The sequence below is a fragment of the Kosakonia sp. CFBP8986 genome (assembly GCF_034044935.1).
Lineage (GTDB): Bacteria > Pseudomonadota > Gammaproteobacteria > Enterobacterales > Enterobacteriaceae > Kosakonia > Kosakonia cowanii.
This window is the reverse complement of record NZ_JAXCXB010000002.1, coordinates 599777-623215: the sequence shown is the minus strand read 5'-3', so window position 1 is coordinate 623215 and position 23439 is coordinate 599777. Positions and strand designations below refer to the sequence as shown.

At 56.9% G+C, this 23439-nt stretch carries 24 protein-coding genes and 5 tRNA genes; 14 read left to right on the top strand and 15 right to left on the bottom strand.

Annotated elements, in window-relative coordinates:
• Nucleotides 1–147: 147 nt before the first annotated feature.
• Nucleotides 148–507 (bottom strand): winged helix-turn-helix transcriptional regulator, encoded by a 360-nt coding sequence (locus SOM48_RS06565; RefSeq protein WP_206616715.1) that lies wholly within the window; start codon nucleotides 505–507, stop codon nucleotides 148–150.
• A gap of 97 nt (nucleotides 508–604) precedes the next feature.
• Here SOM48_RS06565 and SOM48_RS06560 point away from each other — a divergent pair, with 97 nt between their 5' ends.
• A complete protein-coding gene (locus tag SOM48_RS06560) occupies nucleotides 605–1354 on the top strand; it encodes an SDR family NAD(P)-dependent oxidoreductase (RefSeq protein ID WP_320511648.1) in 750 nt (249 codons plus the stop codon).
• A gap of 192 nt (nucleotides 1355–1546) precedes the next feature.
• Here the strand turns inward: SOM48_RS06560 and SOM48_RS06555 are convergent.
• A tRNA-Ser gene (locus SOM48_RS06555) sits at nucleotides 1547–1636 on the bottom strand.
• A gap of 93 nt (nucleotides 1637–1729) precedes the next feature.
• On the opposite strand from SOM48_RS06555, the gene mtfA reads away from it, so the two are divergent.
• From mtfA to SOM48_RS06540, 3 genes are all read left to right on the top strand, one after another.
• Nucleotides 1730–2527, top strand: a complete 798-nt coding sequence (mtfA, locus tag SOM48_RS06550; RefSeq protein WP_128482674.1) for a DgsA anti-repressor MtfA — start codon at nucleotides 1730–1732, stop codon at nucleotides 2525–2527.
• Nucleotides 2528–2626: 99 nt separating this feature from the next.
• Nucleotides 2627–2702, top strand: a tRNA-Asn gene (locus SOM48_RS06545).
• A gap of 171 nt (nucleotides 2703–2873) precedes the next feature.
• Complete coding sequence (locus SOM48_RS06540; RefSeq protein WP_320511647.1) at nucleotides 2874–4847, top strand: PhoX family protein; 1974 nt, start codon at nucleotides 2874–2876, stop codon at nucleotides 4845–4847.
• A gap of 75 nt (nucleotides 4848–4922) precedes the next feature.
• Here SOM48_RS06540 and SOM48_RS06535 read toward each other — a convergent pair whose 3' ends face one another.
• The 3 genes from SOM48_RS06535 to SOM48_RS06525 all read right to left on the bottom strand — a co-directional run bounded on the left by SOM48_RS06535 (nucleotide 4923) and on the right by SOM48_RS06525 (nucleotide 6321).
• Nucleotides 4923–5168, bottom strand: coding sequence for a DUF2543 family protein (locus SOM48_RS06535; RefSeq protein ID WP_289745586.1), 246 nt, complete (start codon nucleotides 5166–5168; stop codon nucleotides 4923–4925).
• 28 nt (nucleotides 5169–5196) lie between these two features.
• Nucleotides 5197–5673 (bottom strand): cold-shock protein, encoded by a 477-nt coding sequence (locus SOM48_RS06530; protein ID WP_023479132.1) that lies wholly within the window; start codon nucleotides 5671–5673, stop codon nucleotides 5197–5199.
• Between the two features lie 108 nt (nucleotides 5674–5781).
• Complete coding sequence (locus SOM48_RS06525) at nucleotides 5782–6321, bottom strand: DUF2058 domain-containing protein (RefSeq protein ID WP_139965332.1); 540 nt, start codon at nucleotides 6319–6321, stop codon at nucleotides 5782–5784.
• 243 nt (nucleotides 6322–6564) lie between these two features.
• Between SOM48_RS06525 and shiA the strand changes: the two genes are divergently transcribed.
• Nucleotides 6565–7872: a shikimate transporter gene (gene shiA / locus SOM48_RS06520; protein WP_320511646.1), complete on the top strand. Its 1308-nt coding sequence runs from the start codon at nucleotides 6565–6567 to the stop codon at nucleotides 7870–7872.
• 50 nt (nucleotides 7873–7922) lie between these two features.
• Here shiA and cbl read toward each other — a convergent pair whose 3' ends face one another.
• Complete coding sequence (gene cbl / locus SOM48_RS06515; protein ID WP_054803189.1) at nucleotides 7923–8873, bottom strand: HTH-type transcriptional regulator Cbl; 951 nt, start codon at nucleotides 8871–8873, stop codon at nucleotides 7923–7925.
• 101 nt (nucleotides 8874–8974) lie between these two features.
• Nucleotides 8975–9892 carry a nitrogen assimilation transcriptional regulator NAC gene (gene nac / locus SOM48_RS06510; RefSeq protein WP_054803190.1) on the bottom strand — a complete coding sequence of 306 codons (918 nt, stop codon included), beginning with the start codon at nucleotides 9890–9892 and terminating at the stop codon, nucleotides 8975–8977.
• A 341-nt stretch (nucleotides 9893–10233) separates the two neighbouring features.
• Between nac and SOM48_RS06505 the strand changes: the two genes are divergently transcribed.
• A tRNA-Asn gene (locus tag SOM48_RS06505) sits at nucleotides 10234–10309 on the top strand.
• Between the two features lie 45 nt (nucleotides 10310–10354).
• On the opposite strand, the gene SOM48_RS06500 is transcribed toward SOM48_RS06505, so the two are convergent.
• On the bottom strand, nucleotides 10355–11347 hold the full coding sequence (locus SOM48_RS06500) for a GlxA family transcriptional regulator (protein WP_320511645.1): 993 nt from the start codon (nucleotides 11345–11347) through the stop codon (nucleotides 10355–10357).
• 118 nt (nucleotides 11348–11465) lie between these two features.
• Between SOM48_RS06500 and SOM48_RS06495 the strand changes: the two genes are divergently transcribed.
• The 7 genes from SOM48_RS06495 to SOM48_RS06465 all read left to right on the top strand — a co-directional run bounded on the left by SOM48_RS06495 (nucleotide 11466) and on the right by SOM48_RS06465 (nucleotide 16842).
• Nucleotides 11466–12230 (top strand): alpha/beta fold hydrolase, encoded by a 765-nt coding sequence (locus SOM48_RS06495; RefSeq protein WP_139569368.1) that lies wholly within the window; start codon nucleotides 11466–11468, stop codon nucleotides 12228–12230.
• A gap of 16 nt (nucleotides 12231–12246) precedes the next feature.
• A complete protein-coding gene (locus SOM48_RS06490; protein ID WP_289745580.1) occupies nucleotides 12247–12861 on the top strand; it encodes an FMN-dependent NADH-azoreductase in 615 nt (204 codons plus the stop codon).
• Nucleotides 12862–12871: 10 nt separating this feature from the next.
• A complete protein-coding gene (locus tag SOM48_RS06485) occupies nucleotides 12872–13180 on the top strand; it encodes a YciI family protein (RefSeq protein ID WP_320511644.1) in 309 nt (102 codons plus the stop codon).
• Nucleotides 13181–13285: 105 nt separating this feature from the next.
• Nucleotides 13286–13474 (top strand): YjfB family protein, encoded by a 189-nt coding sequence (locus tag SOM48_RS06480; RefSeq protein ID WP_054803193.1) that lies wholly within the window; start codon nucleotides 13286–13288, stop codon nucleotides 13472–13474.
• Between the two features lie 104 nt (nucleotides 13475–13578).
• The gene (acuR, locus tag SOM48_RS06475) at nucleotides 13579–14280 is read left to right on the top strand and encodes an acrylate utilization transcriptional regulator AcuR (protein WP_139965325.1); all 702 of its coding nucleotides are present in this window, start codon (nucleotides 13579–13581) and stop codon (nucleotides 14278–14280) included.
• The gene (acuI, locus tag SOM48_RS06470) at nucleotides 14277–15254 is read left to right on the top strand and encodes an acrylyl-CoA reductase (NADPH) (RefSeq protein ID WP_320511643.1); all 978 of its coding nucleotides are present in this window, start codon (nucleotides 14277–14279) and stop codon (nucleotides 15252–15254) included. Before acuR ends, acuI begins: the two co-directional genes overlap by 4 nt.
• A gap of 133 nt (nucleotides 15255–15387) precedes the next feature.
• Entirely contained in the window at nucleotides 15388–16842 is a 1455-nt protein-coding gene (locus SOM48_RS06465) for an AMP nucleosidase (RefSeq protein ID WP_320511642.1), read from the top strand.
• Nucleotides 16843–17053: 211 nt separating this feature from the next.
• On the opposite strand, the gene SOM48_RS06460 is transcribed toward SOM48_RS06465, so the two are convergent.
• The 3 genes from SOM48_RS06460 to SOM48_RS22660 form a co-directional block, all read right to left on the bottom strand.
• Nucleotides 17054–17129: transfer RNA gene (locus tag SOM48_RS06460), tRNA-Asn, on the bottom strand.
• Nucleotides 17130–17209: 80 nt separating this feature from the next.
• On the bottom strand, nucleotides 17210–18697 hold the full coding sequence (locus tag SOM48_RS06455) for an EmmdR/YeeO family multidrug/toxin efflux MATE transporter (RefSeq protein WP_288882835.1): 1488 nt from the start codon (nucleotides 18695–18697) through the stop codon (nucleotides 17210–17212).
• Complete coding sequence (locus SOM48_RS22660) at nucleotides 18697–18855, bottom strand: DUF5951 family protein (RefSeq protein ID WP_219846320.1); 159 nt, start codon at nucleotides 18853–18855, stop codon at nucleotides 18697–18699. Before SOM48_RS22660 ends, SOM48_RS06455 begins: the two co-directional genes overlap by 1 nt.
• A gap of 5 nt (nucleotides 18856–18860) precedes the next feature.
• On the opposite strand from SOM48_RS22660, the gene SOM48_RS06450 reads away from it, so the two are divergent.
• Nucleotides 18861–18936 (top strand) — tRNA-Asn (locus SOM48_RS06450).
• Nucleotides 18937–18995: 59 nt separating this feature from the next.
• On the opposite strand, the gene SOM48_RS06445 is transcribed toward SOM48_RS06450, so the two are convergent.
• The 4 genes from SOM48_RS06445 to ldtA form a co-directional block, all read right to left on the bottom strand.
• Nucleotides 18996–20060 carry a class I mannose-6-phosphate isomerase gene (locus SOM48_RS06445; protein WP_320511641.1) on the bottom strand — a complete coding sequence of 355 codons (1065 nt, stop codon included), beginning with the start codon at nucleotides 20058–20060 and terminating at the stop codon, nucleotides 18996–18998.
• A 16-nt stretch (nucleotides 20061–20076) separates the two neighbouring features.
• Nucleotides 20077–20934, bottom strand: a complete 858-nt coding sequence (locus tag SOM48_RS06440; protein WP_320511640.1) for a glucose 1-dehydrogenase — start codon at nucleotides 20932–20934, stop codon at nucleotides 20077–20079.
• A gap of 362 nt (nucleotides 20935–21296) precedes the next feature.
• Nucleotides 21297–22322, bottom strand: coding sequence for an LLM class flavin-dependent oxidoreductase (locus tag SOM48_RS06435; RefSeq protein ID WP_054803199.1), 1026 nt, complete (start codon nucleotides 22320–22322; stop codon nucleotides 21297–21299).
• Nucleotides 22323–22443: 121 nt separating this feature from the next.
• Nucleotides 22444–23400, bottom strand: coding sequence for a L,D-transpeptidase (gene ldtA, locus SOM48_RS06430; RefSeq protein WP_320511673.1), 957 nt, complete (start codon nucleotides 23398–23400; stop codon nucleotides 22444–22446).
• Between the last annotated feature and the right edge of the window lie 39 nt (nucleotides 23401–23439).

Here is a 23439-nt window from a genome sequence, read left to right as displayed (position 1 = left end):
GATCTACAGATTCTGCCCGTGGGGCGCCTCATCTTATTAATCAACGTTCACTCCTGGCACAAAGCGGACATTGAGTGCTTTTCACAGCGTTTAAGGCCTTGAGCACAGCCAAACACCTACGACTGGTTTCACCTGCCACAACGGCTATCACTCTGTCGACGTCAATGCGCCCTGTCGGGCAAGCGCAATCCTCTCAATCTCGCTCATGTGCGCGCTTCCCCATGCGCACAGTGGGGCAAGGCTATTGGCAAGGCTGACGCCGAATTCGGTAAGCGAGTATTCGACTTTGGGCGGAATAGTCTGGTAGTCGATGCGCTGAACCACGCCGTCGGCCTGCAACTCCTTCAGTTGCTGAATAAGCATTTTGTCACTGACGCCAGCAACCGCGCGTTTCAGCTCACCATAGCGGCGGGTGTCATGCGCCAGATGGAACAGGATCAAAGGCTTCCACTTACCGCCAATTACAGCCAGCGCTGCGTCCAGACCACATGTAAATGAGGGTGTCATCGGGTTTCCTTATGTACTTACCAAAAGGTGCATACTATACCAAAAGTAATTTCCCGTCTAAAGTGCAGCAGTCAGCAAATCACTTAAGGAGACGCTTATGTCCAGACTTACAGGCAAGACAGCATTGATTACAGGTGGAAGCACGGGGATCGGCCTTGCAAGCGCCATACGCTTCGCAGCAGAAGGCGCCCGCGTCTATATCGCAGGACGTCGCCAGGCCGAGATTGACAAGGCAATAGCCAAAATTGGTCATGGCGCGACGGGAATCCGTTGTGATGTCTCCAGCCTGGAGGATCTCGACCATCTCTACGCGCAGATCAAGGCCGAAGCAGGCCAACTCGATATCCTGTTCGCTAACGCTGGCTTAGGAACGTTCGCTCCGCTTGGCGAGATCAGTGAAGCGGACTTCGACCACATGTTCGGCGTCAACGTGAAGGGGACGCTGTTTACGGTTCAGAAGGCGCTTCCGCTCATGCGCGCTGGCGGCTCGATCATCCTGACCGGGTCAACCACAGGTTCAATGGGAACGCCCGCTTTCAGCATCTACAGCGCGACGAAGGCGGCAATCAGAAACTTCGCCAGAAGCTGGGCTCTCGATATGAAGGGAACCGGTATTCGCATCAATGTGCTCTCACCCGGCGGCACGGAAACCCCGGGGTTGCAGGACCTGTTCGGGACAAGCGGACAGTCGGAAGCGTTGCTCGCGGGCCTTGCCGCACAAACGCCGCTTGGCCGCATCGGCCGCCCGGAAGAGACGGCCGCTGTTGCCTTGTTCCTGGCAAGCGATGAGAGCAGCTTCATGACGGGCAGCGAAGTCTTCGTCGATGGCGGCATGGCTCAGGTGTGAACAATTCAGGCGCTCCGATAAGTGCCGGGGTGCCTGTAAGTATAAATCGCTGGTATGGGTTTACGGCAGAGAGGTGAAAGTGAGCCCGAAGTTGAACCAAAAAACGTGAACGTTTAGATCCGCATTTTTCTTAAAGGATTTTCTCATTGGGATCTGGATCGTTGAAAGCCAGGCGGGTAAGTGCTTGAATAATGGCGGAGAGAGGGGGATTTGAACCCCCGGTAGAGTTGCCCCTACTCCGGTTTTCGAGACCGGTCCGTTCAGCCGCTCCGGCATCTCTCCGTTCAGATAGTTGCCATCATGCCAGGAAATTTGGCATTTTAACAGACCCAGTCCCGTTGATTTGGTTCAAGTGGCGAGTTTGCGAGCAAAACGATGATTAAGTGGCCCTGGAAAATCCGGGAGACTGCCGATGAAGCAGATCTTCCCTGGCAAGATGCGTTAAAAGTCCCCGTGTTGGCGAATTTATCGCCCGACGAGCAAAACAGACTGGTTCAGCTGGCCGACCGTTTTTTGCAGCAAAAGCGCCTGGTGGCACTACAGGGATTCGATTTGGACGCGCTGAAAAGCGCGCGCATCAGCCTGCTGTTTTGCCTGCCGGTGCTGGAGCTGGGCCTCGAATGGCTGGATGGCTTTCACGAAGTGCTAATCTACCCTGCCCCTTTTATCGTCGATGATGAGTGGGAGGACGATTTCGGCCTCGTGCATAACCAGCGCATGGTTCACTCCGGGCAGAGCTGGCAGCAGGGTCCTATCGTGCTTAACTGGCTCGACATTCAGGACTCCTTCGATGCCTCCGGTTACAACCTGATTATTCATGAAGTGGCGCACAAGCTTGATATGCGCAACGGCGATCGCGCCAGCGGCATTCCGCTGATCCCGCTGCGCGATGTGGCGGGCTGGGAGCACGATCTGCGTGCCGCCATGGAGAATATTCAGGATGAGATCGATCTCGTCGGCGAAAGCGCCGCCAGCATTGATGCCTATGCCGCTACCGATCCCGCCGAGTGTTTCGCGGTGCTGTCAGAGTATTTCTTTAGCGCGCCAGAGCTGTTTGCCCCGCGTTTCCCTGCCCTGTGGCAGCGCTTCTGCCACTTCTATCAGCAGGATCCCTTAAGCCGCCTGCGCGGTCAGCCAGGAAGCTACGGCGAAGAGACGAATCCGGTGCACTAATTACAGGCCTGGATGTTAATTAGCCAATTGAATCAGCACGTTAAATTTAGTGTTGACACTAAAGTACGGGGTCAGTAGTATTCGCCCCGTTCACACGATTCCTCTGTAGTTCAGTCGGTAGAACGGCGGACTGTTAATCCGTATGTCACTGGTTCGAGTCCAGTCAGAGGAGCCAAATTTAAGAAGCCCGCTTTTTAGCGGGCTTTTTGCTTTTTATTCTTTACCCTCCCCCAGCCAAACACGACTTATTAAGCCGCTCTGCTTCTAACGTTATAAATTTGTAACAAAAGTTTTTTAGACTGCTCTCTATTGCGACGCAAGCCTATGGAAATCACAGGAAAACGATATGAGCAGACCCCTTAAATCGGTGTTCAAGCAAGAGCACAGCGATGAGATCAGTAACCCAAGCCACAACGCCGCGTTTTCAGAGGTCGTCAGCGCGTTTATGTCACGCCGCCGCTTTCTGCAAATGGGGATGGTCGCCGGCGCTGCGGCCTCATTCCCCTCTTTACTGATGCCAGAAAACGCCTTCGCGGCGATGCCGAAACCGTCCGCCTTAGCGAAAGCGATGTCGCTCGGCTTCACCAGCATTCCCGTCTCGACCGCCGATAACGTCACGGTGCCGGAAGGCTATATCGCCCGTCCCTTCTATCGCTGGGGCGACGCCGTGGGATTAAAAGGCAATCTGCCGGAGTTTAAATTCGACGCCAGCAATACCACCGATGAGCAGGCGGCGCAGGCCGGTATGCACCATGACGGTATGGCGTGGTTTAGCCTGCCGCAGGGCGAAGAGAACCCGGCGCACGGTCTGCTGGCGCTCAACCATGAGTACATTGATAACGGCATGCTGTTTAAAGACGGGACCGCTAACTGGGATCTCGATAAGGCGCGCAAGGGGCAAAACGCGATGGGCGTGTCGGTTATCGAGGTGAAAAAAGCGGATGCGGGCTGGCAGGTGGTTCGCCCCTCCAGCTTTGCCCGCCGCATTACCGTCAATACGCCGATGCAGCTGAGCGGCCCGGCGCGTCACCAGCCGCTGATGAAAACCGCTGCCGATCCGCAGGGTGAACAGGTGCTGGGCACCATGCAAAACTGCGCCAATGGCCGAACTCCCTGGGGCACCTATCTCACCTGCGAAGAGAACTGGTCAGATATTTTTGTCAAAAAAGCGCCGCTCAATGCGCTGGAGAAGCGCTACGGCATCAGCGACAGCGATGAGTCCTACCGCTGGAACGAAGTGGATGAGCGCTTTAGCGTCGACAAAACCCCCAACGAGCCAAACCGCTTTGGCTGGGTGGTGGAAATTGACCCTTACGATCCCACCTCGACGCCGCGCAAACATACCGCTTTAGGCCGCTTCAAGCATGAAGGCGCTGCGGTGACGCTGGCGGCGGATAACCGCGTGGTGGTCTATATGGGCGACGACCAGAAGTTTGAATACATCTATAAATTCATCTCTGAGAACAAATATGACCCGAGCGATCGCAAGGCGAATATGAATCTTCTGGAATCGGGCACGCTCTACGTCGCCAAATTTAATGAAGATGGCTCCGGCGACTGGCTGCCGCTGATCTTCGGCGAAAACGGGCTTGATCAAAGTAACGGCTTCGACAACCAGGGCGATCTGCTGATCAAAACCCGCCTTGCTGCCGATAAGGTGGGCGCAACCAAAATGGATCGCCCGGAGTGGATCGCGGTCGATACCCACGCGAAAGGCAGTGTCTACTGCACGCTGACCAACAACTCCGATCGCGGTAAAGAGGGTAAAGCGCCGGTGGATGCGGCCAACCCGCGCGCCAATAACCAGTTCGGCCATATCATGCACTGGCGCGAAGAGAACACCGATCCGGCATCGGCGAAATTCAAATGGGATATCCTGGTGCTCGCCGGGCGCACGGGCAGTGACGACCCGAAAGTGAAAGGCTCTATGCAGGGTGCAGAGTTTGGCAGCCCGGACGGGCTCTCCTTCGATCACCGGGGCGTACTCTGGATCCAGACCGATGTCTCCTCCAGCACCATCAATAAAAAAGCCTATGAAGGGATGGGCAATAACCAGATGGTGGCAACCATTCCGGGGAGCAATGATTATCGTCGCTTCCTGACCGGGCCGCGCGGGTGTGAAATTACCGGTATTGCCTTTACACCGGACAACCGCACGCTGTTTATCAATATCCAGCATCCCGGTGAAGGCGGTGATGACATCACCGATCCCAATAATCCGCACGCTATCTCCAACTGGCCGGATTTCAAAGCCGATGGACGACCGCGCTCCTCCACGGTGGTGATCACCAAATCCGACGGCGGCATTATCGGTACCTGATACCGTTAAAGAAAAAGCCCGCATTGTGCGGGCTTTTTGCATTTCTGTGCAGTGAAAAGCACGGATAATGCTGCGTTATTCGTTGCCCCACTCATTGAGGAAGTTAGCGATCTCATCAATGCGGCTCTCTTTGAGGCCGGCTTCGCGGGCCATCTCTTGCTGCGCCTCTTCGCTGATCTCTTCATTGTTGGACAAGCGGGTCAGCAGCAGCTGGAAGTAGTGCGCCACCGCGTCACGCTCGGACTCGCTCACCGGCGTCGCGGACTCCGTCGAATACTCATCGGCGATGTCATAAAACTTCAGCGGGATTTCGTGGTTCATAAGGGATCCTTAAAAGCAGCAGATAACGTCAAACTTTAAGCAGTTTCACCGTCGCGTCGATATCGATCTCATCTTCCGTAAAGATAAGCGTTGAGCCCTGGAAGGTGGTGATCGCCAGCTTTTTCAGCGTACGCATCTCCCCTGGCTTGATATCAGATTTTGGCCGGATGCTGCTCATCAGCACCCCGACTGAGAGCACCGGACTCTCTTTATCGATACGGGTATCAGCAGGCACTTCTTCGTTGAAGACAACATAAGATTTGATCGAGGTGAGCTTCAGGCGCTCGCCGGCGATAAAAATATACTTGCTGTCCGGCACTACTTTTACCGCATAGGCCGACAGGCCTTTATTGTTGGTGGTGGGTTCAAACGTCACCGCCGCATCTTTTTTAATCAGCTCTGGGTTGGCGACCTTGATCACATGGAAATAGCGGTTCTCACCGTTCTCATCTTTGATAAATCCAAAACCTTTCTCTTTAAACCAGGTTGTGATTTTTCCGTTCATCGCCTTACCGCCTGTTGACTCGTTGTTCTGTGCTATTTTTGCCGCGCGCAGTGTAAAGCACATTGCCCGCGCAGACCACGCTTTTGGCCCGATATTCTTCTGCGCGCCTTACCACATCAGATCGTCAGGCACTTTGAAGTCGGCATACGGATCGTCTTCATCCTGCGCTTCCTGGCTCAGTGCGCTGTTGAGCACAATGCTGTCGGCATCGCGCTGGGCGATTTTATCAGCCACGCTTGCGGGAATAATTGCGTACTCCGGCTCGCTGCGGTTTTCCGTCATCAGACGGGCAATTGCCAGACGGCCACTAATCAGCTGCGCCTGCGTTACCTTATCGACGACGATTTTTTTGATCAGGTTGTTATCGGTGAAGTTAAAGTTGATATCGCCTCTGCTGATGGTGATGCGGTTCATCTCAATCAGTTGCTTCACCTGCGCTTTGTACTCTTTGGCGAGCGCCGCCTGCTTCTGCTGCTCGTTAAGCTGCTTATCGCGCTCAAGCTGCGCCTTTTTATTCTCTTCTACCGCTTCTCTCGCCTCGCGCGCCTGCACGCGGGACTTCTTCGCCGTGCGCTGCACTTTGGCCATCTTTTTGCTGTTGACCAGCCCTGCCTGCAGGAGCTGCTCTTGTAAGGTAAGTTTTGCCATTTTCGCTTCTGAATCCGTTAACAAATTTCCCGGATTATAGCGGGAATTGTTAAGGATATACCAGGCGCAGAATCAGACCGCTTAACGCTGTCAGGTACGACATCTGTGTAAAAGGGTTTTCTCGCGCGGGCTGTCGCTGTAGTCTCAAGGGCGGCCTTAATTTTGCCGCATACAATGTGAGTAATCCTTTCCCTGGTTTTAATAATAAAAAATTGCAAGATGTAAGGAACAGACAGGACAGCTATGGACTCCACACTCATTCCCCCCCGACCCGATGAGCAGACCCCATCCTCCCACCGCGCACGCCGCGCTGCATGGGGCAGCTTTGCGGGCGCCGTGGTCGACTGGTTCGATTTTTTACTCTACGGCATCACCGCCGCGCTGGTGTTTAACAGCGAGTTTTTCCCGCAGATCGACCCGGCAATGGGCACGCTTGCCGCGTTTGCCACCTTTGGCGTCGGCTTTCTGTTTCGCCCGCTCGGCGGCATTGTCTTCGGCCATTTCGGCGACCGCTTAGGGCGTAAACGGATGTTGATGATGACCGTCTGGATGATGGGCATCGCCACCGCCTGCATCGGTATTCTCCCCTCTTTCGCCACCATTGGCTGGTGGGCACCGGTATTGCTGGTGACCCTGCGCGCCATTCAGGGCTTCGCCGTTGGCGGCGAATGGGGCGGCGCGGCGCTGCTGGCAGTGGAGAGCGCCCCGGCTGGTAAAAAAGCCTTTTACAGTAGCGGCATTCAGGTGGGCTATGGCGTCGGTTTGCTGCTCTCTACCGGGCTGGTTTCGCTGATCAGCACGCTGACCACTGATGAGCAGTTCCTGAACTGGGGCTGGCGTCTGCCGTTCCTGTTCAGCATTGTGCTGGTGCTTGGCGCGCTGTGGGTACGTAATGGCATGGAAGAGTCCGTCGAGTTCGAACGCGCGCAGGCAGACAAGCCCACCGAGGCGAAAGCCCGCCCGCCAGTGTTTGAAGCGCTGGTTCGCCATCCGGGCGCGTTTCTTAAGATTATCGCCCTGCGGCTGTGCGAACTGCTGACCATGTATATCGTTACCGCCTTTGCGCTTAACTACTCCACACAAAACCTGGGCATGCCGCGCGAGCTATTTCTCAATATCGGGCTGCTGGTGGGCGGCGTCAGCTGCTTTACTATCCCGCTCTTCGCCTGGATGGCAGATCGCTTCGGGCGTCGGCGTATCTATATTACCGGCGCGCTGCTCGGCGCCATGAGCGCATTCCCCTTCTTTATGGCGCTGGAAGCACGCTCTATTCTTGGCGTAGTTATCTTCTCCATTTTGCTGGCGAATATCGCCCACGATATGGTGGTCTGCGTTCAGCAACCGATGTTTACTGAGATGTTTGGCGCAGGTTACCGCTACAGCGGCGCGGGCGTTGGGTATCAGGTTGCAAGCGTGGTCGGCGGTGGCTTTACGCCGTTTATCGCTGCCGCACTGTTAACCTTCTCCGGCGGCGAGTGGCACAGCGTGGCGATCTACCTGATGGCGGGTTGTTTGCTCTCGGCGGTGACAGCGATATTTATCAGGCCGTAGCCACACTAAGCTGATAAAAAAGCCTGCATCTGCGCAGGCTTTTTTTGGCATTAAATCTGATAATCAATCGCCGCTTCATCCGGCTCCATCACCTGGCGTTTGATCTCATCGACCGACAACCCGGCATTACAGAGTTCGATAAAACGCCAGACATAGTTGCGCTGCAACTGACCGCGCTTTAACCCCAGCCAGACGGTATTGGCATCGAACAGGTGCCGGGTATCAAGGCGCACCAGTTTCCCCGTTTCATGCTCACCGCTGGACTGCTCCGCCACCAGCCCGACGCCGAGACCCAGCTCGACATAGGTTTTGATCACATCGGAGTCCTGCGCGCTCAGCACCACGTCGGGAATTAACCCTTTGCGGGCAAACGCTTCATCAATGCGCGAGCGCCCGGTGATGCCCTGACGATAGGTGATAAGCGGCCAGCGGCAGATCTCTTCCAGCGTCAGCGGTGAGGCCTGCGCCAGCGGATGATCCTGCGGCACCAGCAGACTGTGATGCCAGCGGAACCACGGAAACGCCACCAGCGCGCTGTCGTTGCTTAAGCGCTCGCTGGCGATACCGATATCTGCGCCGCCGTTATGCAGCAGGGTTTCGATCTCCTGCGGCGTCCCCTGGATAAGCTCAAGGCGAACCTCAGGAAAGAGCGCACGGAAGGATTTGATTACCGACGGCAGGCTATAACGCGCCTGCGTATGGGTGGTCGCGATGGTCAGAACGCCGGAGGTGTCATTGGTGAAGAGGTCGGCGAGCCTGCGGACGTTGCTCGCCTCGTTAAGAATGCGCTCGGCAATCACCAGCAGCGCTTTGCCCGGCTCGGTCATGCCCAGCAACCGCTTGCCGCGGCGAATGAAGATCTCAATCCCCAGCTCCTCTTCAAGCTCGCGGATATGTCGACTTACGCCGGACTGCGACGTATACAGCATGTTGGCGACTTCCGTCAGGTTGTAATCCCGCCGCGCCGCCTCACGGATAATTTTAAGTTGCTGGAAGTTCACCCTTCGCTCCTGGCCCATCAATCATGACGTTATTGTTAAAGTCTGCGGCCAGGCAGAACAAATAATAAAAACCAGCAACTTATACTTTTAAGGAATAAAGACTAGCTTGCCAGCTGCAGTTCGCGGTTCTCCATCGTCGGACGGCTGACCAGCGACAGCAGAATGTCTTTCACCGCTTGCGCCTGTGGCGACATGCTGCCGCGTGCAGAGACATTCAGTGACAATGGCAGGCTCATTGATGGCGTGGTGATGCGCGCCATCCAGCCGTTTGTGGCACTACAGAGCGAGCGCGCGGCGGATTCCGGCAGCACCGTCACCCCCATTCCGCTGGCGATCGCCGCCGTCAGGGTGGCAATCGATTCAATCTCACCGATGATCTTCGCCGTCAGGCGGCGCAGAGAGAAGGCTTCATCCACCCGCAAACGCACGGCGCTGTAATCGCGCGGCAGGAAGAGATTGAGTTCAGCAACCGCTGCCAGATCGACGCTCTGCCCCGGGCAATCCCGTGTGCCGACCAGGTAGAGATCCTCTTTCAGCAGCGGCAGGCTATTAATCCCGGCACCCGGCGCGCGCTCGTAGAGCACTGCCATATCGAGCTGGCCGTTTAACAATTTGTCGTTCAGCACCGTGCCGCTGTTTTCATGCAGATAAACGGTCACTTCCGGCAACTCAGCGCGCACCGCTTGCAGCAGCGGCATCGTTACGGAGGAGGCAGCCGTACCAGGCGCGAGGCCAATCGATACCTGGCCGCGCAGCGTCTGGCCGACGTTATGCACCGCCAGCTGCGCTTGTTCACACTGGCGCAGAATGGTGCGCGCATGGGTATAGAGGATCTTGCCCGCTTCCGTCGGCGTGACGCCGCGCTTGGTGCGGATCAGCAATTGTTGATCCATCTCGCCTTCCAGCGTTGCGACCTGCTGGCTCAGCGCAGGCTGCGCAATATGTAACACTTCAGCGGCCTGCGTCAGGCTGCCAATATCGACGATTTTTACGAAGTACTTCAGGCGTCTTAAGTTCATTTTGCCTCCTGTAAGGATTACCCATGCCAACGCTAAGAGTGATGATGTTTGAGGAGTTGCAATATGCTTGCCACATTTCCTGAGATGAATAAAAGGAGAGTTAAGCGGCTGGATAATAAGCCTTTCTAATCGCTACGGGATAAACAGAGCATGAAACAGCGGTTTGCTTATGCCCCATAAGGGGTAATTTGCACCACCGCGGTGCAAAACGGCGTATAAAGCAGCGCAAATGGGCGTGGGATGAACAGATTGCCCAATTTGTCAGCAAACGGTCATCTCATTGCAATCCACCCTTTGACAAGCCCGATGGTCATCGATAATATGCGCCCCGTTCACACGATTCCTCTGTAGTTCAGTCGGTAGAACGGCGGACTGTTAATCCGTATGTCACTGGTTCGAGTCCAGTCAGAGGAGCCAGATTTAGAAAAGCCCGCTTTTAAGCGGGCTTTTTGCTTTTCTGCATCAGCCTCCCTGCTCCATCGGCAGGTTCTGTCGGCTTCTGCTCCATGCCTTATAGCGCGCCGGTGACATACCGGTCACCGCGCTGAACGCCCGTCGGAAGACCGTCTCATCCTGATATCCGCAGGCAAAGGCCACCTGGCTAACGCTGTTGCCGGGCATCTCAAGCAGCGTAATCGCGCTCTCAATCCGCACCCGGGTGATAAACGCTTTTGGGCTTTCTTGTAATAGGTCGCGCATTTTCCGGTGCAGCGTGCGCGGCGTCATATTGAGCGCGGCGGCAAGTTGCTCAACGGTGATCGCCGGGTTCTGGTAGCGCACCAGATTTTCGGCTTTGGTTAATAGCGGATCGACGGAGTTGAGAAAGCCTTTGGGTGCATAGAGCTGCTGGGAGAGTGGCTGGCTGTCGGCAACGGCCATATCTGCCATCAGGCGGGCAATCTCTTTTCCGGCGTGGTTAGCGACAATATGCAGCGTCAAATCCACCCACGACAGTGGCCCGCCGGTGGTGATGACATTGCGATCCTCGGCCAGCGCTTTTCCCCACACCGGTTTTGCCCGCGGATAACGTTCACGAAACGTATGAAACAGCCACCAGGTGGTAGTGCAGATCCTGTCGGTCAACAACCCCGCCTCGCCTAGCACAAAGCCGCCCGCACAGGCACCCGCCACCACGCTTCCTTTTGCATGGCAGCCTTTAACCCACTGCGCGGCCTGCGCAATCGCCTCTGCATCAACGGGGTGCTTATCCTCATTCAGCTTCATGCCGCTGGCGATAATCAGATCCGGGCGCTGATCAAATGCGCCATCGCTCTCAATCATTCGCCCCTGCGCATCCGGCACGGCTTTGCCCTCTGCCGTCACGATCTGTGTTTCAAAACGCGCCGTGGCGGGATGATTTTGCCCGATAACCTGGTTTGCCAGCCAGAACATATCCGTTAACCCCGCCAGCGCTGAACGCATACTGCCGGGTAATGCCAGAAGCGCAACGCGCATACCTCACCTCATCACTCTGTCCGATTTTGCATGATAGATGTCAAATAAGACACTACTCGCCAGCCGCAGATTCTTTCACACTCTTCCCAACTTCTCTTCCACTGATTAAGGGCTGGCAATGTGGCGCAACTTCATGATGTTAACCATGCGGGCTTTTCTCCTGCTACTGATGACCATTTTTGCCGCCCAGGCAAAGGAACAGACCATGCCTGATATCGTTCTGGTACACGGCGCGTTTACGGATGGCTCCAGCTGGTCGGCGGTGATGGCGCGGCTACAGGCGATGGGCTACCACGTGACGGCGGTGCAAAACCCCCTCACCTCGCTGCAGGATGATGTCAACGCCACGCGCGCAGTTATTGCCCGCCAGCCTGGTGATGTTTTGCTGGTCGGCCACTCGTGGGGTGGTGCGGTGATCACAGACGCGGGTAACGATCCGCGCGTCAAAGGGCTGGTCTATCTCTCGGCGCTGGTGCCGGACAGCCACGAGTCTGTCGCGGGCTTGCTGACGCGTTTACACGCGCCGATGACGGGCTTATCTGCCGACGAACAGGGGTTGATCTGGCTCGACGACCCGGCTCTGTTTCATAAGGTGATGGCAAACGACCTCTCCCGCCAGCGGGCGCAGCTGCTGGCCGCCGCACAGCAGCCAATTGCCGCACGTGCCTTTACCGACACCCTCACCCATGCTGCCTGGCACGATAAACCGTCATGGTATCTGGTGACCGAAAATGACGCCGCCCTCAACCCAACCGTGCAAAACGCACTGGCAAAGGCGATCGGCGCGACGCGCGTTTCACTCTACTCCAGCCATCTGTCGATGATCTCCCATGCCGATCGCGTGGCTGAGTTTATCGATCGGGCTGCCCGCACTCTTCCCTGAACCAGAGGCTATTGGTATGAACATCCTGCACATTGATTCGAGCTTTAATCACGCGCACTCCGTCTCGCGCCTGCTCTCCCGGGAGATTGTCGACCGGCTGATGCAAAGCGGGCGCTATGACGAGGTGGTTTATCGTGATGTTGTTGACGACGAGATAAGCCATCTGACCGCACCCATCGCCGCTGGCTTCCGGCCGGTGGCAGAGCCCGATCTCGCGGCCGATGTCGCCGTCGAGCACCGTCTCTCCGAGGTGCTGGTCGCAGAGTTTCTGGCAAGCGATCTGATTGTTATCGGTGCGCCGATGTACAACTTTTCCATTCCGAGCCAGCTGAAAGCGTGGCTGGATCGCCTTGCCCAGCCGGGCAAAACCTTCAGCTACACTGCGCAGGGCCCGGTTGGGCTTGCCGGTGATAAGCGGGTGATTATCGCCTCTTCGCGCGGCGGCTTTTACCACGATACGCCACTGGCAGAGATGGATTTCCAGGAGCGCTACCTCAATGCCTTTTTTGGTTTCCTCGGCATCACCAACGTCGCGTTTGTGCGCGCGGAGGGGATCTCGAAAGGAGATGCAGTGAAAGAGCGTGAAATTCAGCGCGCCATCGCCTCAGTGGCAGATGTCATTAACCTGTAAGGAGCCGCAGATGTTATACGCAGTGACATTACGCTGGATAACCTCGCCGGAGCGGCTGGAGCCGTGGCGCGAGGGGCATAAAACATGGCTGGTGGAAGGGCTTCAGCAAGGGATGGTGATTGTCGCCGGCCCGCTGAGCGACAACTCCGGCGGCTTTATCCTTCTGCAGGCGCAAGATGAGCAACAGATTGAGGCTTATCTCCAGCGCGATCCCTTTATTATCAACGCCCTCGTCTCGGTAGAGCGGGTAGCGGTTGAGCCGGAGCTGCGCTCAGTGGATTTTCCCGCGCAGTGGGCAGCCGCAGCGAAGGCGGTATAGCGGGCAGGTTTAGCGTAAAGTTTTGCGCCACTTTGCCGATAACTCAGTGCGGCGTTTATTTCGCCGTGCTGAGCGATGTTGCTCGACAACAAAAGGATGATCGACATGGATCCAATTCAGATCGCATCATTAGCCAGCAGCCTTGATTCTTATCAGCTCGATAACCAGGTGAACACCCTGGTGCTGAAAAAGGCGCTGGATACGCAACAAACTATTGCAACGGATTTGATCAAACAGATCCCGCAGTTGCCTTCTAATCCGGCTATCGGTCGTACCATTAATACGACTGCCTGACGGAGTTGCCCGCCTTGTGCGGGCATTTTTCTCCCCCCTCCTCCCTTGCCTCTTCTCCCCGTCCGGCGTAGGCTTAAGCCAATTAAAACCAATCGGTCTAAATTATGGATGGCGATAATACATTGACGCAAAAGCCGCGTCGTGGCCGCCCGCCGCAAAAGGCACGCGACTTTACCGACACCCGCCAGGCGCTGATCCGCTCGGGTCTGGAGGTGCTGACAGAAACCGGCTATCTCGCCGCCGGGATCGATGCGGTAATCAAAAATATCGCCGTGCCTAAGGGATCGTTTTACCACTGCTTTAAGAGCAAAGAGGCGTTTGGTATGGCGGTGCTTGAGGCCTACGGTGCCTTCTTCGCCCATAAACTCGACACTTTTCTGCTCGATACGTCACGTACGCCTCTTCAACGGCTGGACGCCTTTGTCCATCACGCCGGTGAAGGAATGGCGAAGTATGATTTCCGCCGCGGGTGCCTTGTCGGCAACCTGTTGCAAGAGACGCCGCTGCTACCCGATGCCTTTCCGAAGCAGCTGAAAACCATTCTGAGCGACTGGGAGCGCCGCGTGGCAGCATGTCTGCGCGAGGCGCAAGCTTGCGGCGAACTGCCGCAACAGGCGTCGCCCGAGGCGCTGGCCAGCCTCTTCTGGTCCGGCTGGGAGGGCGCGGTGATGCGCGCCAAACTCTTTCGCAGCGCAGAGCCGCTCGACCACTTCTGGGCCTTCTTCCGCCAACATATTCAAATAACACCTGCAGAGCCGGCATTACGCCGAAATCCACCCCTCATGACGAGGAAAACGCAGTTATGAAAGCATTAGTTCTGGAACAACATGAGAAACAGACCCTCGCCGCGGTGCAAGAGATCGCCCTGCCGGATCTTGCCGAGGGCGAGGTGAAAGTCGATATCGACTGGTCCTGCCTCAACTACAAAGATGCGCTGGCCATCACCGGCAAAGGCAAAATCGTGCGTCAGTTCCCGATGGTGCCGGGCATCGATTTCGCCGGTCGCGTCAGTGAAAGCCGCGATGCGCGCTACACGCCAGGCCAGGCGGTGATCCTCACCGGCTGGGGCGTGGGGGAAAACCACTGGGGGGGCCTGGCAACCCAGGCCTGCGTGAAGGGCGACTGGCTGGTGCCGCTGCCGCAGAGCCTGAGCGCGCGCAATGCGATGATCATCGGCACCGCCGGTTTTACCGCCATGCTCTGCGTTAACGCCCTGCAAGAGGCGGGCGTAAAACCGCAGGATGGCACGGTGCTGGTTACCGGTGCCAGCGGTGGCGTCGGCAGCACGGCGGTTGTCTTGCTGAAAACGCTGGGCTACAGCGTTGCGGCGGTGACGGGTCGCGAATCAACCCATGCGTTCCTGCGCCAGCTGGGCGCCGATGAGATCCTGCCAAGAAGCGAGTTTGATGAGACGCGCCCGCTGGAGAAGCAGCTCTGGGCAGGCGCGGTCGATACGGTTGGCAGCAAGGTGCTGGCAAAAGTGCTGGCGCAGACCAACTATGGCGGCTGCGTGGCGGCCTGCGGTCTGGCGGGCGGTTTCGATCTGCCGACCAGCGTAATGCCGTTTATTCTGCGCAATGTGCGTCTGCAAGGAGTTGACTCTGTGATGGTGCCAACTGAAAAGCGCAGCGCCGTCTGGGAGAAGCTGGCGAGCACGCTGCCGGAGAGCTATTACCAGCAAGCCGCAACAGAGATCGCGCTCGAACAGGTCCCTGCTACCGCCGCCGAATTCCTCAACAACAATATTCATGGCCGTACGCTGGTCAACATCCACGCGTAACCCGCTTCCGGCGTGCGCTGGCGCGCCGGATCTTTTCTCCCCCCGTTTCTTCCGAATCACTGTCCGGCAACTTTCGTTTCACAAAGTCGTGACATATTATCGGTAGAGCCGTAACGCAGATAAGGAGATAAAAATGACCAACGAGGGTGCAAATCTGACCCCGGAACAGGCGCTGGATCAGCTGGAAGCGCTGTATGACCGCTCCGTCAATGCCCTTCGCGAGGCGATTGGTATCTATATTGAGAAAGGTGAGCTTCCTGACGTTGAAGCGCGTGAAAAAGGGCTGTTCGTCTACCCGCAGTTGTCGGTGAGCTGGAACGGCAGCGCAAGCAAGCCGTCGAAAACCCGCGCTTATGCACGCTTTACCCATGCGGGCCGCTACTCCACCACGATTACCCGCCCGTCGCTGTTTCGCGCCTATCTTATCGAGCAGCTCACGCTGCTGTGCCAGGATTATGGCGCGCAGATCGAGGTTGGCCTGTCGGCCCACGAGATCCCTTATCCTTATGTGATAGACGGTTCAGAGCTGACGCTGGATCGCTCAATGAGCGCTGGCCTGACGCGCTTTTTCCCGACTACCGAACTGGCGCAGATTGGCGATGAGACGGCAGATGGCCTGTTCCATCCGACCGAACTCTACCCGCTGTCGCACTTTGACGCCCGCCGCGTCGACTTCTCGCTGGCGCGCCTGCGCCACTACACCGGTACGCAGGTTGAACACTTCCAGCCGTTTGTGCTGTTTACCAACTACACCCGCTATGTGGATGAGTTTGTGCGCTGGGGTTGCAGCCAGATCCTCGATCCCGATAGCCCCTATATCGCCCTCTCCTGCGCGGGCGGACACTGGATCACCGCCGATACCGAAGCGCCGGAGCAGGCGATCTCCGATCTGGCGTGGAAGAAGCACCAAATGCCCGCCTGGCACTTAGTCACGGCAGACGGCCAGGGCATTACGCTTATCAATATTGGCGTTGGCCCGTCGAATGCGAAAACCATCTGCGATCACCTGGCGGTGCTGCGCCCGGATGTCTGGCTGATGATTGGTCACTGCGGCGGCCTGCGCGAAAGCCAGCAGATTGGCGACTATGTGCTGGCGCACGCCTACCTGCGTGATGATCATGTCCTTGATGCAGTCCTGCCGCCGGATATCCCGATTCCGAGCATCGCCGAAGTACAGCGCGCGCTGTATGACGCCACCAAAGAGGTGAGCGAGATGCCTGGCGAAGAGGTAAAACAGCGGCTGCGCACCGGCACGGTGGTCACCACCGACGATCGCAACTGGGAGCTGCGTTACTCTGCTTCAGCGCTGCGCTTTAACCTGAGCCGCGCGGTAGCAATTGATATGGAGAGCGCCACCATCGCCGCGCAGGGTTACCGCTTCCGTGTGCCTTACGGTACGCTGCTCTGCGTCTCTGACAAGCCGCTGCACGGCGAGATCAAGCTGCCCGGCCAGGCGAACCGCTTCTACGAAGGGGCGATCTCCGAGCATCTGCAAATCGGTATTCGCGCCATCGACCTGCTGCGCGCCGAAGGCGATCGCCTCCATTCGCGTAAGCTGCGCACCTTTAACGAACCCCCTTTCCGATAAACCTGCCTCTCTCACCGCCAGTTTCGGCTGGCGGTGAACAGCTCGTTTGTGAGAATACACAAGCCATTCGCCCGCGCGGAGCGCGACAAAAGGTTATATTGACAGTGAGCCTATAAAGCGGGTTGTGATTGGTGAAGGGCAAAAACTGAGACGGCGAGATGACCGGAATATGAAAAGCAAAAAGCCTGCTCGTAAGCAGGCTTCTTAAATTTGGCTCCTCTGACTGGACTCGAACCAGTGACATACGGATTAACAGTCCGCCGTTCTACCGACTGAACTACAGAGGAATCGTGTGAACGGGGCGAATATTAGCGGTGCCCCTGCGCCATGTCAAAGCCTGATTTCACATTTTGACGCGTTTGCCGAATTATTCTCCATTTTGCGCAGAAATGGCCCGTTCCGTCGGCGTTTTCTGCGGCTTCGGATACTTCCACAGCCAGCGGCCGCTGACCATTCGCCAGTAGAAAAGCGCACCGCGCACCGCCCAGTCAAGGAACATCCCCAGCCAGACACCGACCACGCCCATACCTAACACGATACCGAGCGTATAACCCGCCACGACGCGACAGCCCCACATGCCGAGCATCGACACCCACATCGCGAAACGCGCATCGCGCGCGCCTTTCAGCCCGGCGGGCAGCACCCACGACGCAGCCCAGATTGGCATAAACGCGGCGTTAAGCCATAAAAGCACCTTAACGACCTCTTTTACATCCTCTTCATGGGTGTAAAACGCCGCGAACCAGCCGGCAAACGGCGCGGTTCCCCAGGCAATCGCTGTCAGTAACAGTGTCGAGAGCCAGAATACATGGCGCAGCTGGCGTTCGGCCTGGGCTATCTGCCCTTTGCCAAGCCGTTTACCGGTAATAATCGTCGAGGCCGAGCCGAGCGCGTTACCGGGCAGGTTAATCAACGCCGCCACGGAGAAAGCGATAAAATTCCCGGCAATCACGTTGGTGCCCATCCCGGCGACGAACATCTGCGTTAACAGTTTACCGCCGTTAAACAGTACCGATTCGATACTGGCGGGAATGCCGATGCCCATCACTTCCCAGATAATGTTGAAGTTCAGCTTCTCGAAATAGCTTTTAAGCGGAATGCGTAGCGACGGGTTAAAGCCAATCATCAGTACCCAGATAATCGCCACCGCGCCGATATAACGCGAAATGGTCAACCCGAGCCCCGCACCCGCAAAGCCCATTCCCTGCCAGCCAAAAGCACCGTAGATCAGCGCGCTACTGATGATGATATTGAGAATATTCATGCCGCCGTTAATCAGCAGCGGGATTTTTGTGTTACCTGCGCCGCGCAGCGCGCCGCTGCCAATCAGCGCAATCGCCGCCGCCGGATAGCTCAGCACCGTTAACTCAAGGTAGGTAAGCGCCAGATCTTTCACCGGCTGGGTTGCCGCTCCGGCAATAACATCAATAATTTCACGGCCGAAGTAGTGGATCACCGCTGCCAGCACGATGGCGAACAGCGTCATGATCATCAGCGATTGCCGCGTTGCTGACCTCGCCCGCTCGGCGTCGAGTTTGCCAAGGCTGAAGGCCACCACTACTGTGGTACCGAGATCGATAGCGGCAAAAAAGGCCATCACCACCATGTTAAAGCTGTCGGCAAGGCCCACGCCCGCCATCGCCTCTTTGCCCAGCCAGCTCACGAGGAAGGTGCTGAGCACGCCCATCATCAGCACACAGGTGTTTTCGAGGAAGATCGGCACCGCAAGCGGGGTGATTTCCCGCCAGAAGAGCACACGATAGCTTTTACGCTTTCTATACCAGGGGGTACGCATGACGGCCTGGCGAAGGGGGGTGACGACGTTCAAAATAGTCCTTGCCGTAAAAGATGAAATTACATTTCAAATGATGGGGGAGAAATGGTGATCCTGCAAAGCAATTCAGCATAAATTGGTGTCAATACATGCAAATCGCTGATGGAATCAGCAGTTGACTCCCCTCCCCTGAAATGGGGTTTGACAAAAGATTTTTCGCCGCTAAGATAAGCCTCCACACGATTCCTCTGTAGTTCAGTCGGTAGAACGGCGGACTGTTAATCCGTATGTCACTGGTTCGAGTCCAGTCAGAGGAGCCACATTTAAAAAGCCCGCTCAGGGAAACCCGAGCGGGCTTTTTGCATTCTGCGCAGTCAGGTTAACGCAGGTGCCCGTCTATATCGCCGAGCGCCGCAATCTGATCTTCGCGGTAGCCCGCATCGCGCAGCGGTTGCAGCACATCAGCCATCAGATCCGGCACATAACCGATTAGCACATCTCCCGCATCATGCAGAGTGACCTCACCCAGCGCCGCGGGCAGCAGCAGCGATGCCGCCCTGCCAACCGGTACGCTGACGCCGTTTGCCTCAACGGTAAGTGGCGCACCGAGGTTAGTGAGAATACGCGCGCTATTGAAATGAAAACGTTGCGTCTGGCTGAACGACCAGCGCTCCAGCGCAAAATAGGGCCCGGCGCAGCAGAAGAACCGCTTCAGGTCTGGCGCTTCAAGCACAAGGCCTGGCTGCGGCTCACAGCGCAGTTCCGGGCGCAGCTCCTGTAACAGCGCATCAATATTGCGCTCCCACTCCTGCTGGCTCAGGCGCGAGCCATCCTCCATGCGCCACGGCATGGCGTGCTGCTGGATATCCGAGGTCTGCTCGATTTCATAAATCAGCGTGTCGGGGCCGAAGCTGTGCAACATGCCGCCGGGCACGTAAAATGTATCACCCGTTTTCACCGGCACGCGGTACATCACCGCATCGTAATCCTCGGCCAGCAGTGCCGCTTTCAGCCGCGCATTATCAACGCCCTCGCGCACGCCGAGGAGACAGGTCGCGTCTTCCGCCGCCCACAGAATGTACCAGGCTTCGGTTTTGCCATTGGGCTGCTGCTCAAGGGCCTGCGCGACTTTATCGTTGGCATGCAGGTGCACCGGGAGCATCCCGCTGCCGTCGATGAATTTGCTCAGCAGCGGGAAGTACGGCCCGCGCCAACTGGGCGCTACCATCTCATCGGGATAGCGCTCCACCAGCTCACGCAGGCTGCAACCTGCATATTCACCGTTAACCACCGAGGCGATCATGCCGTCAACGTCGCTGATCTCCCAAGTTTCCGCGATGCGTGAATCGGGCAGATCCGCTTTGCCCAACTGCTGCTTAATGCGTTGCCCGCCGAAGATATGGGTGGCAACAGGCACACTGAGCGCCAGGGGATAAGCCTTCATCACGTCTCCTTGCCCGTCAGATAACTGCAACGCCACCGGTAACAGCAATGGTCGCACCAGAGATATAGCTCGCTTCGTCGCTGGCTAACATCACGTAGGATGAGGCGAGTTCAGCGGGCTGCCCCATTCGCTCAAGCGGGACTTCACTACCAAAGCTTTCAACCTGCTCAGGTGGCATGGTCGCCGGGATAAGCGGCGTCCAGATAGGGCCAGGCGCAACGGCGTTTGAACGAATGCCTTTTTCAGCCAGCAGCGCAGCGAGGCTACCGGAGAAGTTGATAATCGCCGCTTTGGTCGCCGAGTAAGCAATCAGTTTCGGCTTCGGCTGATCGGCATTCACCGAGGCCGTGTTAATGATCGCCCCACCGGCCGGCATATGCGGTACCGCCGCCTTGCAGATATAGAACATGGCGTAGAGATTGGTTTTCATGGTGCGGTCGAATTCATCGTCGCTGATCTCATCAAGCGACTCGCGCGTCATCTGGTAGGCAGCGTTATTCACCACGATGTCGATCTTGCCGAATTGCTCCACCGTCTTCGCCACAATATTGCGGCAATGTTCAGCATTCGTGATATCCCCCGCAATCAAGACGGCTTTCTGCCCTGCCTTTTCAACCCACTGTGCGGTGTCTTTCGCATCATCATGCTCATCAAGATAGGAGATCACCACGTCTGCGCCTTCGCGGGCATAGGCGATGGCAACAGCCCGGCCAATACCAGAGTCACCGCCGGTGATAATGGCGGTTTTGCCTTTCAGGCGACCCGAGCCCTGATAATCCGCTTCACCGTGATCGGGTTTCGGCTCCATCTTTAAAAAACTGCCGGGCCACTGTTGTTGTTGCGCGTGTTGAGGATTTTGTGGACGGTCTGTCATATCTTATCTCCTTGTGTGGGGGCGAAATCGCCTGCAAAAACGAAGCGTTTCACCGCGCGGAAATGACGTTATGTCGTTACCGTTAACGCCAATAAGTGTAGCAGCCGTCACAAAATCGCAAGGGAGATAACTCCGAGTAACAGTTTGAGTGGAAAGGATTTCAAGCGAAGCGAGGAGGAATATGGCGTCTTACCGGCGACAAATCGCGTAATACGCTGCTTTTTAACTGGCAGGAAAAGCGAGGAGCGGATGAAGGTGATATTTTTATTAAAATCAACGTGGTGTGAAAAAATTTACCGCTTCCTGTCTTTCGAATACGCGGTAAAAAACGTCCTGCCGGCACGCGCGGCAGGGCGTCCTGATTAGCTGCGCCAGCCCATTGCGGGCGCAACGTGTTTCAAAATTGACTCAATAACGTGGGCGTTGTAGTCAACGCCAAGCTGGTTCGGTACTGTCAGTAACAGCGTGTCCGCTTCGGCAATCGCTTCGTCTCGCTTGAGTTGTTCAATCAATTTGTCCGGCTCTGCGGCATAGCTGCGACCGAAAATCGCCCGCGTCTTCTCATCAAGAAAACCAATTTTGTCATCGTCGTCGCGGCTGCCGCCAAAGTAGGCGCGGTCGCGATCGTTCATCAGGGCAAAGATGCTACGGCTAACGGAGACGCGCGGTGAGCGCGTATGACCTGCGGCTTTCCACGCCTCCCGGTAGGCGCGGATCTGCTGCGCCTGCTGAATGTGGAACGGCTCGCCCGTTTCGTCATCTTTCAGCGTCGAACTTTGCAGATTCATCCCCAGTTTCGCCGCCCATACCGCGGTGGCATTGGAGCCCGCGCCCCACCAGATGCGCTCGCGCAAACCCTCTGCGTAAGGCTCGAGGCGCAGCAACCCCGGCGGATTGGGGAACATCGGTTGCGGGTTGGGCTTAGCAAACCCTTCACCGCGCAGCGCATCGAGCAGCACTTCGGTGTGACGTCGCGCCATATCGGACTCGTTTTCGCCCTCGGCGGGCTGGTAGCCGAAATAGCGCCAGCCATCAATCACCTGCTCCGGCGAGCCGCGGCTGATGCCAAGCTGCAAACGACCACCGGAAATGAGATCCGCCGCGCTGGCACTCTCCGCCATATAGAGCGGGTTTTCATAACGCATATCGATCACGCCAGTACCAATCTCAATGCGGCTGGTTTTGGCGCCAACGGCGGCGAGCAGCGGGAACGGCGAGGCGAGCTGACGGGCGAAATGGTGCACCCGGAAGTAAGCGCCATCTGCACCCAGCTCTTCTGCGGCGACCGCCAGATCGATAGATTGCAGCAGCGCGTCAGCCGCGGAGCGGGTGCCGGACTGCGGCGAGGGGGTCCAGTGACCAAATGATAAAAAGCCGATCTTCTTCATGGCGTCGTCCTTCGTTCAGTAAAGCGTAAGTGCCCCCTACTCTACGCTTTACGCCATAAGAAGAAATAACATTGATTTAACAATAACATTCAAATTAATTGAGCAATTGCGCTGCCCGCTTTTACATCCGCTCAATACCTCGCATTTCGCTGTTGTTCACAGCTGGCACGCCGATTTTTACCGGCATCCCTGAACGTCTCTCCAGCACCATCGCCACCTGGCCTGCATCCGCGCCCGCCTCTTTTACGATTCTGTTGAGTACCGGCGTGGAGGGCAGAGGCACTTTTGCCGTCGATTCAAACTCTGTGCGGTTGCGCGACAGCGGCTCGTGCACTTCGACCCAGCTGCTGCCGTCCGGCTCGCGGCTCACTTTCACCGGCTCATCGATAATCTGCACGCGGGTGCCGACCGGCACGTTATCAAACAGATACTTAATATCCTGATTGCGCAGGCGGATGCACCCCTGGCTAACGCGCAGGCCGATGCCGAAATCCGCATTGGTGCCATGAATGGCATACAGCTTTCCAATATAGATGGCGTATAGCCCCATCGGGTTATCCGGCCCGGCTGGCACAAAGGCCGGCAGGGTTTTGCCCTCATCGGCGTAGGCTTTGCGGGTGTTGGCCGTCGGTGTCCAGGTAGGACCCGCCTGTTTGCGCTCAACGGCAGTCACCCAGTTACGCGGCGTTTCGCGTCCGGCCTGGCCGATACCAATCGGCAGGATCTCAACGGTATTGCTCTCTTTTGGGTAGTAATAGAGCCGCATTTCCGCGACGTTAACAACAATGCCTTCCCGCACAGTCGCAGGGAGGATGATCTGCTGCGGGATAACCAGCTGTGTACCGGCTTTTGGTAGATAGGGGTCTGCATCGGGATTGGCTTCCAGCATATTGCTCAAACCCTGCCCATATTTTGCGGCAAAGGCTTCCAGCGGAAAGGTATTGCCCTGCGGCACGGTGATGGTTTGCGGGCTACCCACCAGCCGGCTGCCCTCTGGCGGCAGCGGGTAAGTAACCGCCAGCGCAGGCTGGACCGAGAGTGACAGCAGAGAAGCGCAAAGCAGTGTGACAGGACGCAACATAACCTTTCCTCAGGCGAAGCGGATGTCTGCTAATGA

Excerpts from the sequence above, each read along its gene's own strand:
- SOM48_RS06565 (WP_206616715.1), bottom strand. The coding sequence starts at position 507 with ATGACACCCTCATTTACATGTGGTCTGGACGCAGCGCTGGCTGTAATT.
- SOM48_RS06560 (WP_320511648.1), top strand. The coding sequence starts at position 605 with ATGTCCAGACTTACAGGCAAGACAGCATTGATTACAGGTGGAAGCACG.
- mtfA (WP_128482674.1), top strand. The coding sequence starts at position 1,730 with ATGATTAAGTGGCCCTGGAAAATCCGGGAGACTGCCGATGAAGCAGAT.
- SOM48_RS06540 (WP_320511647.1), top strand. The coding sequence starts at position 2,874 with ATGAGCAGACCCCTTAAATCGGTGTTCAAGCAAGAGCACAGCGATGAG.
- SOM48_RS06535 (WP_289745586.1), bottom strand. The coding sequence starts at position 5,168 with ATGAACCACGAAATCCCGCTGAAGTTTTATGACATCGCCGATGAGTAT.
- SOM48_RS06530 (WP_023479132.1), bottom strand. The coding sequence starts at position 5,673 with ATGAACGGAAAAATCACAACCTGGTTTAAAGAGAAAGGTTTTGGATTT.
- SOM48_RS06525 (WP_139965332.1), bottom strand. The coding sequence starts at position 6,321 with ATGGCAAAACTTACCTTACAAGAGCAGCTCCTGCAGGCAGGGCTGGTC.
- shiA (WP_320511646.1), top strand. The coding sequence starts at position 6,565 with ATGGACTCCACACTCATTCCCCCCCGACCCGATGAGCAGACCCCATCC.
- nac (WP_054803190.1), bottom strand. The coding sequence starts at position 9,892 with ATGAACTTAAGACGCCTGAAGTACTTCGTAAAAATCGTCGATATTGGC.
- SOM48_RS06500 (WP_320511645.1), bottom strand. The coding sequence starts at position 11,347 with ATGCGCGTTGCGCTTCTGGCATTACCCGGCAGTATGCGTTCAGCGCTG.
- SOM48_RS06495 (WP_139569368.1), top strand. The coding sequence starts at position 11,466 with ATGTGGCGCAACTTCATGATGTTAACCATGCGGGCTTTTCTCCTGCTA.
- SOM48_RS06490 (WP_289745580.1), top strand. The coding sequence starts at position 12,247 with ATGAACATCCTGCACATTGATTCGAGCTTTAATCACGCGCACTCCGTC.
- SOM48_RS06485 (WP_320511644.1), top strand. The coding sequence starts at position 12,872 with ATGTTATACGCAGTGACATTACGCTGGATAACCTCGCCGGAGCGGCTG.
- SOM48_RS06480 (WP_054803193.1), top strand. The coding sequence starts at position 13,286 with ATGGATCCAATTCAGATCGCATCATTAGCCAGCAGCCTTGATTCTTAT.
- acuR (WP_139965325.1), top strand. The coding sequence starts at position 13,579 with ATGGATGGCGATAATACATTGACGCAAAAGCCGCGTCGTGGCCGCCCG.
- acuI (WP_320511643.1), top strand. The coding sequence starts at position 14,277 with ATGAAAGCATTAGTTCTGGAACAACATGAGAAACAGACCCTCGCCGCG.
- SOM48_RS06465 (WP_320511642.1), top strand. The coding sequence starts at position 15,388 with ATGACCAACGAGGGTGCAAATCTGACCCCGGAACAGGCGCTGGATCAG.
- SOM48_RS06445 (WP_320511641.1), bottom strand. The coding sequence starts at position 20,060 with ATGAAGGCTTATCCCCTGGCGCTCAGTGTGCCTGTTGCCACCCATATC.
- SOM48_RS06440 (WP_320511640.1), bottom strand. The coding sequence starts at position 20,934 with ATGACAGACCGTCCACAAAATCCTCAACACGCGCAACAACAACAGTGG.
- SOM48_RS06435 (WP_054803199.1), bottom strand. The coding sequence starts at position 22,322 with ATGAAGAAGATCGGCTTTTTATCATTTGGTCACTGGACCCCCTCGCCG.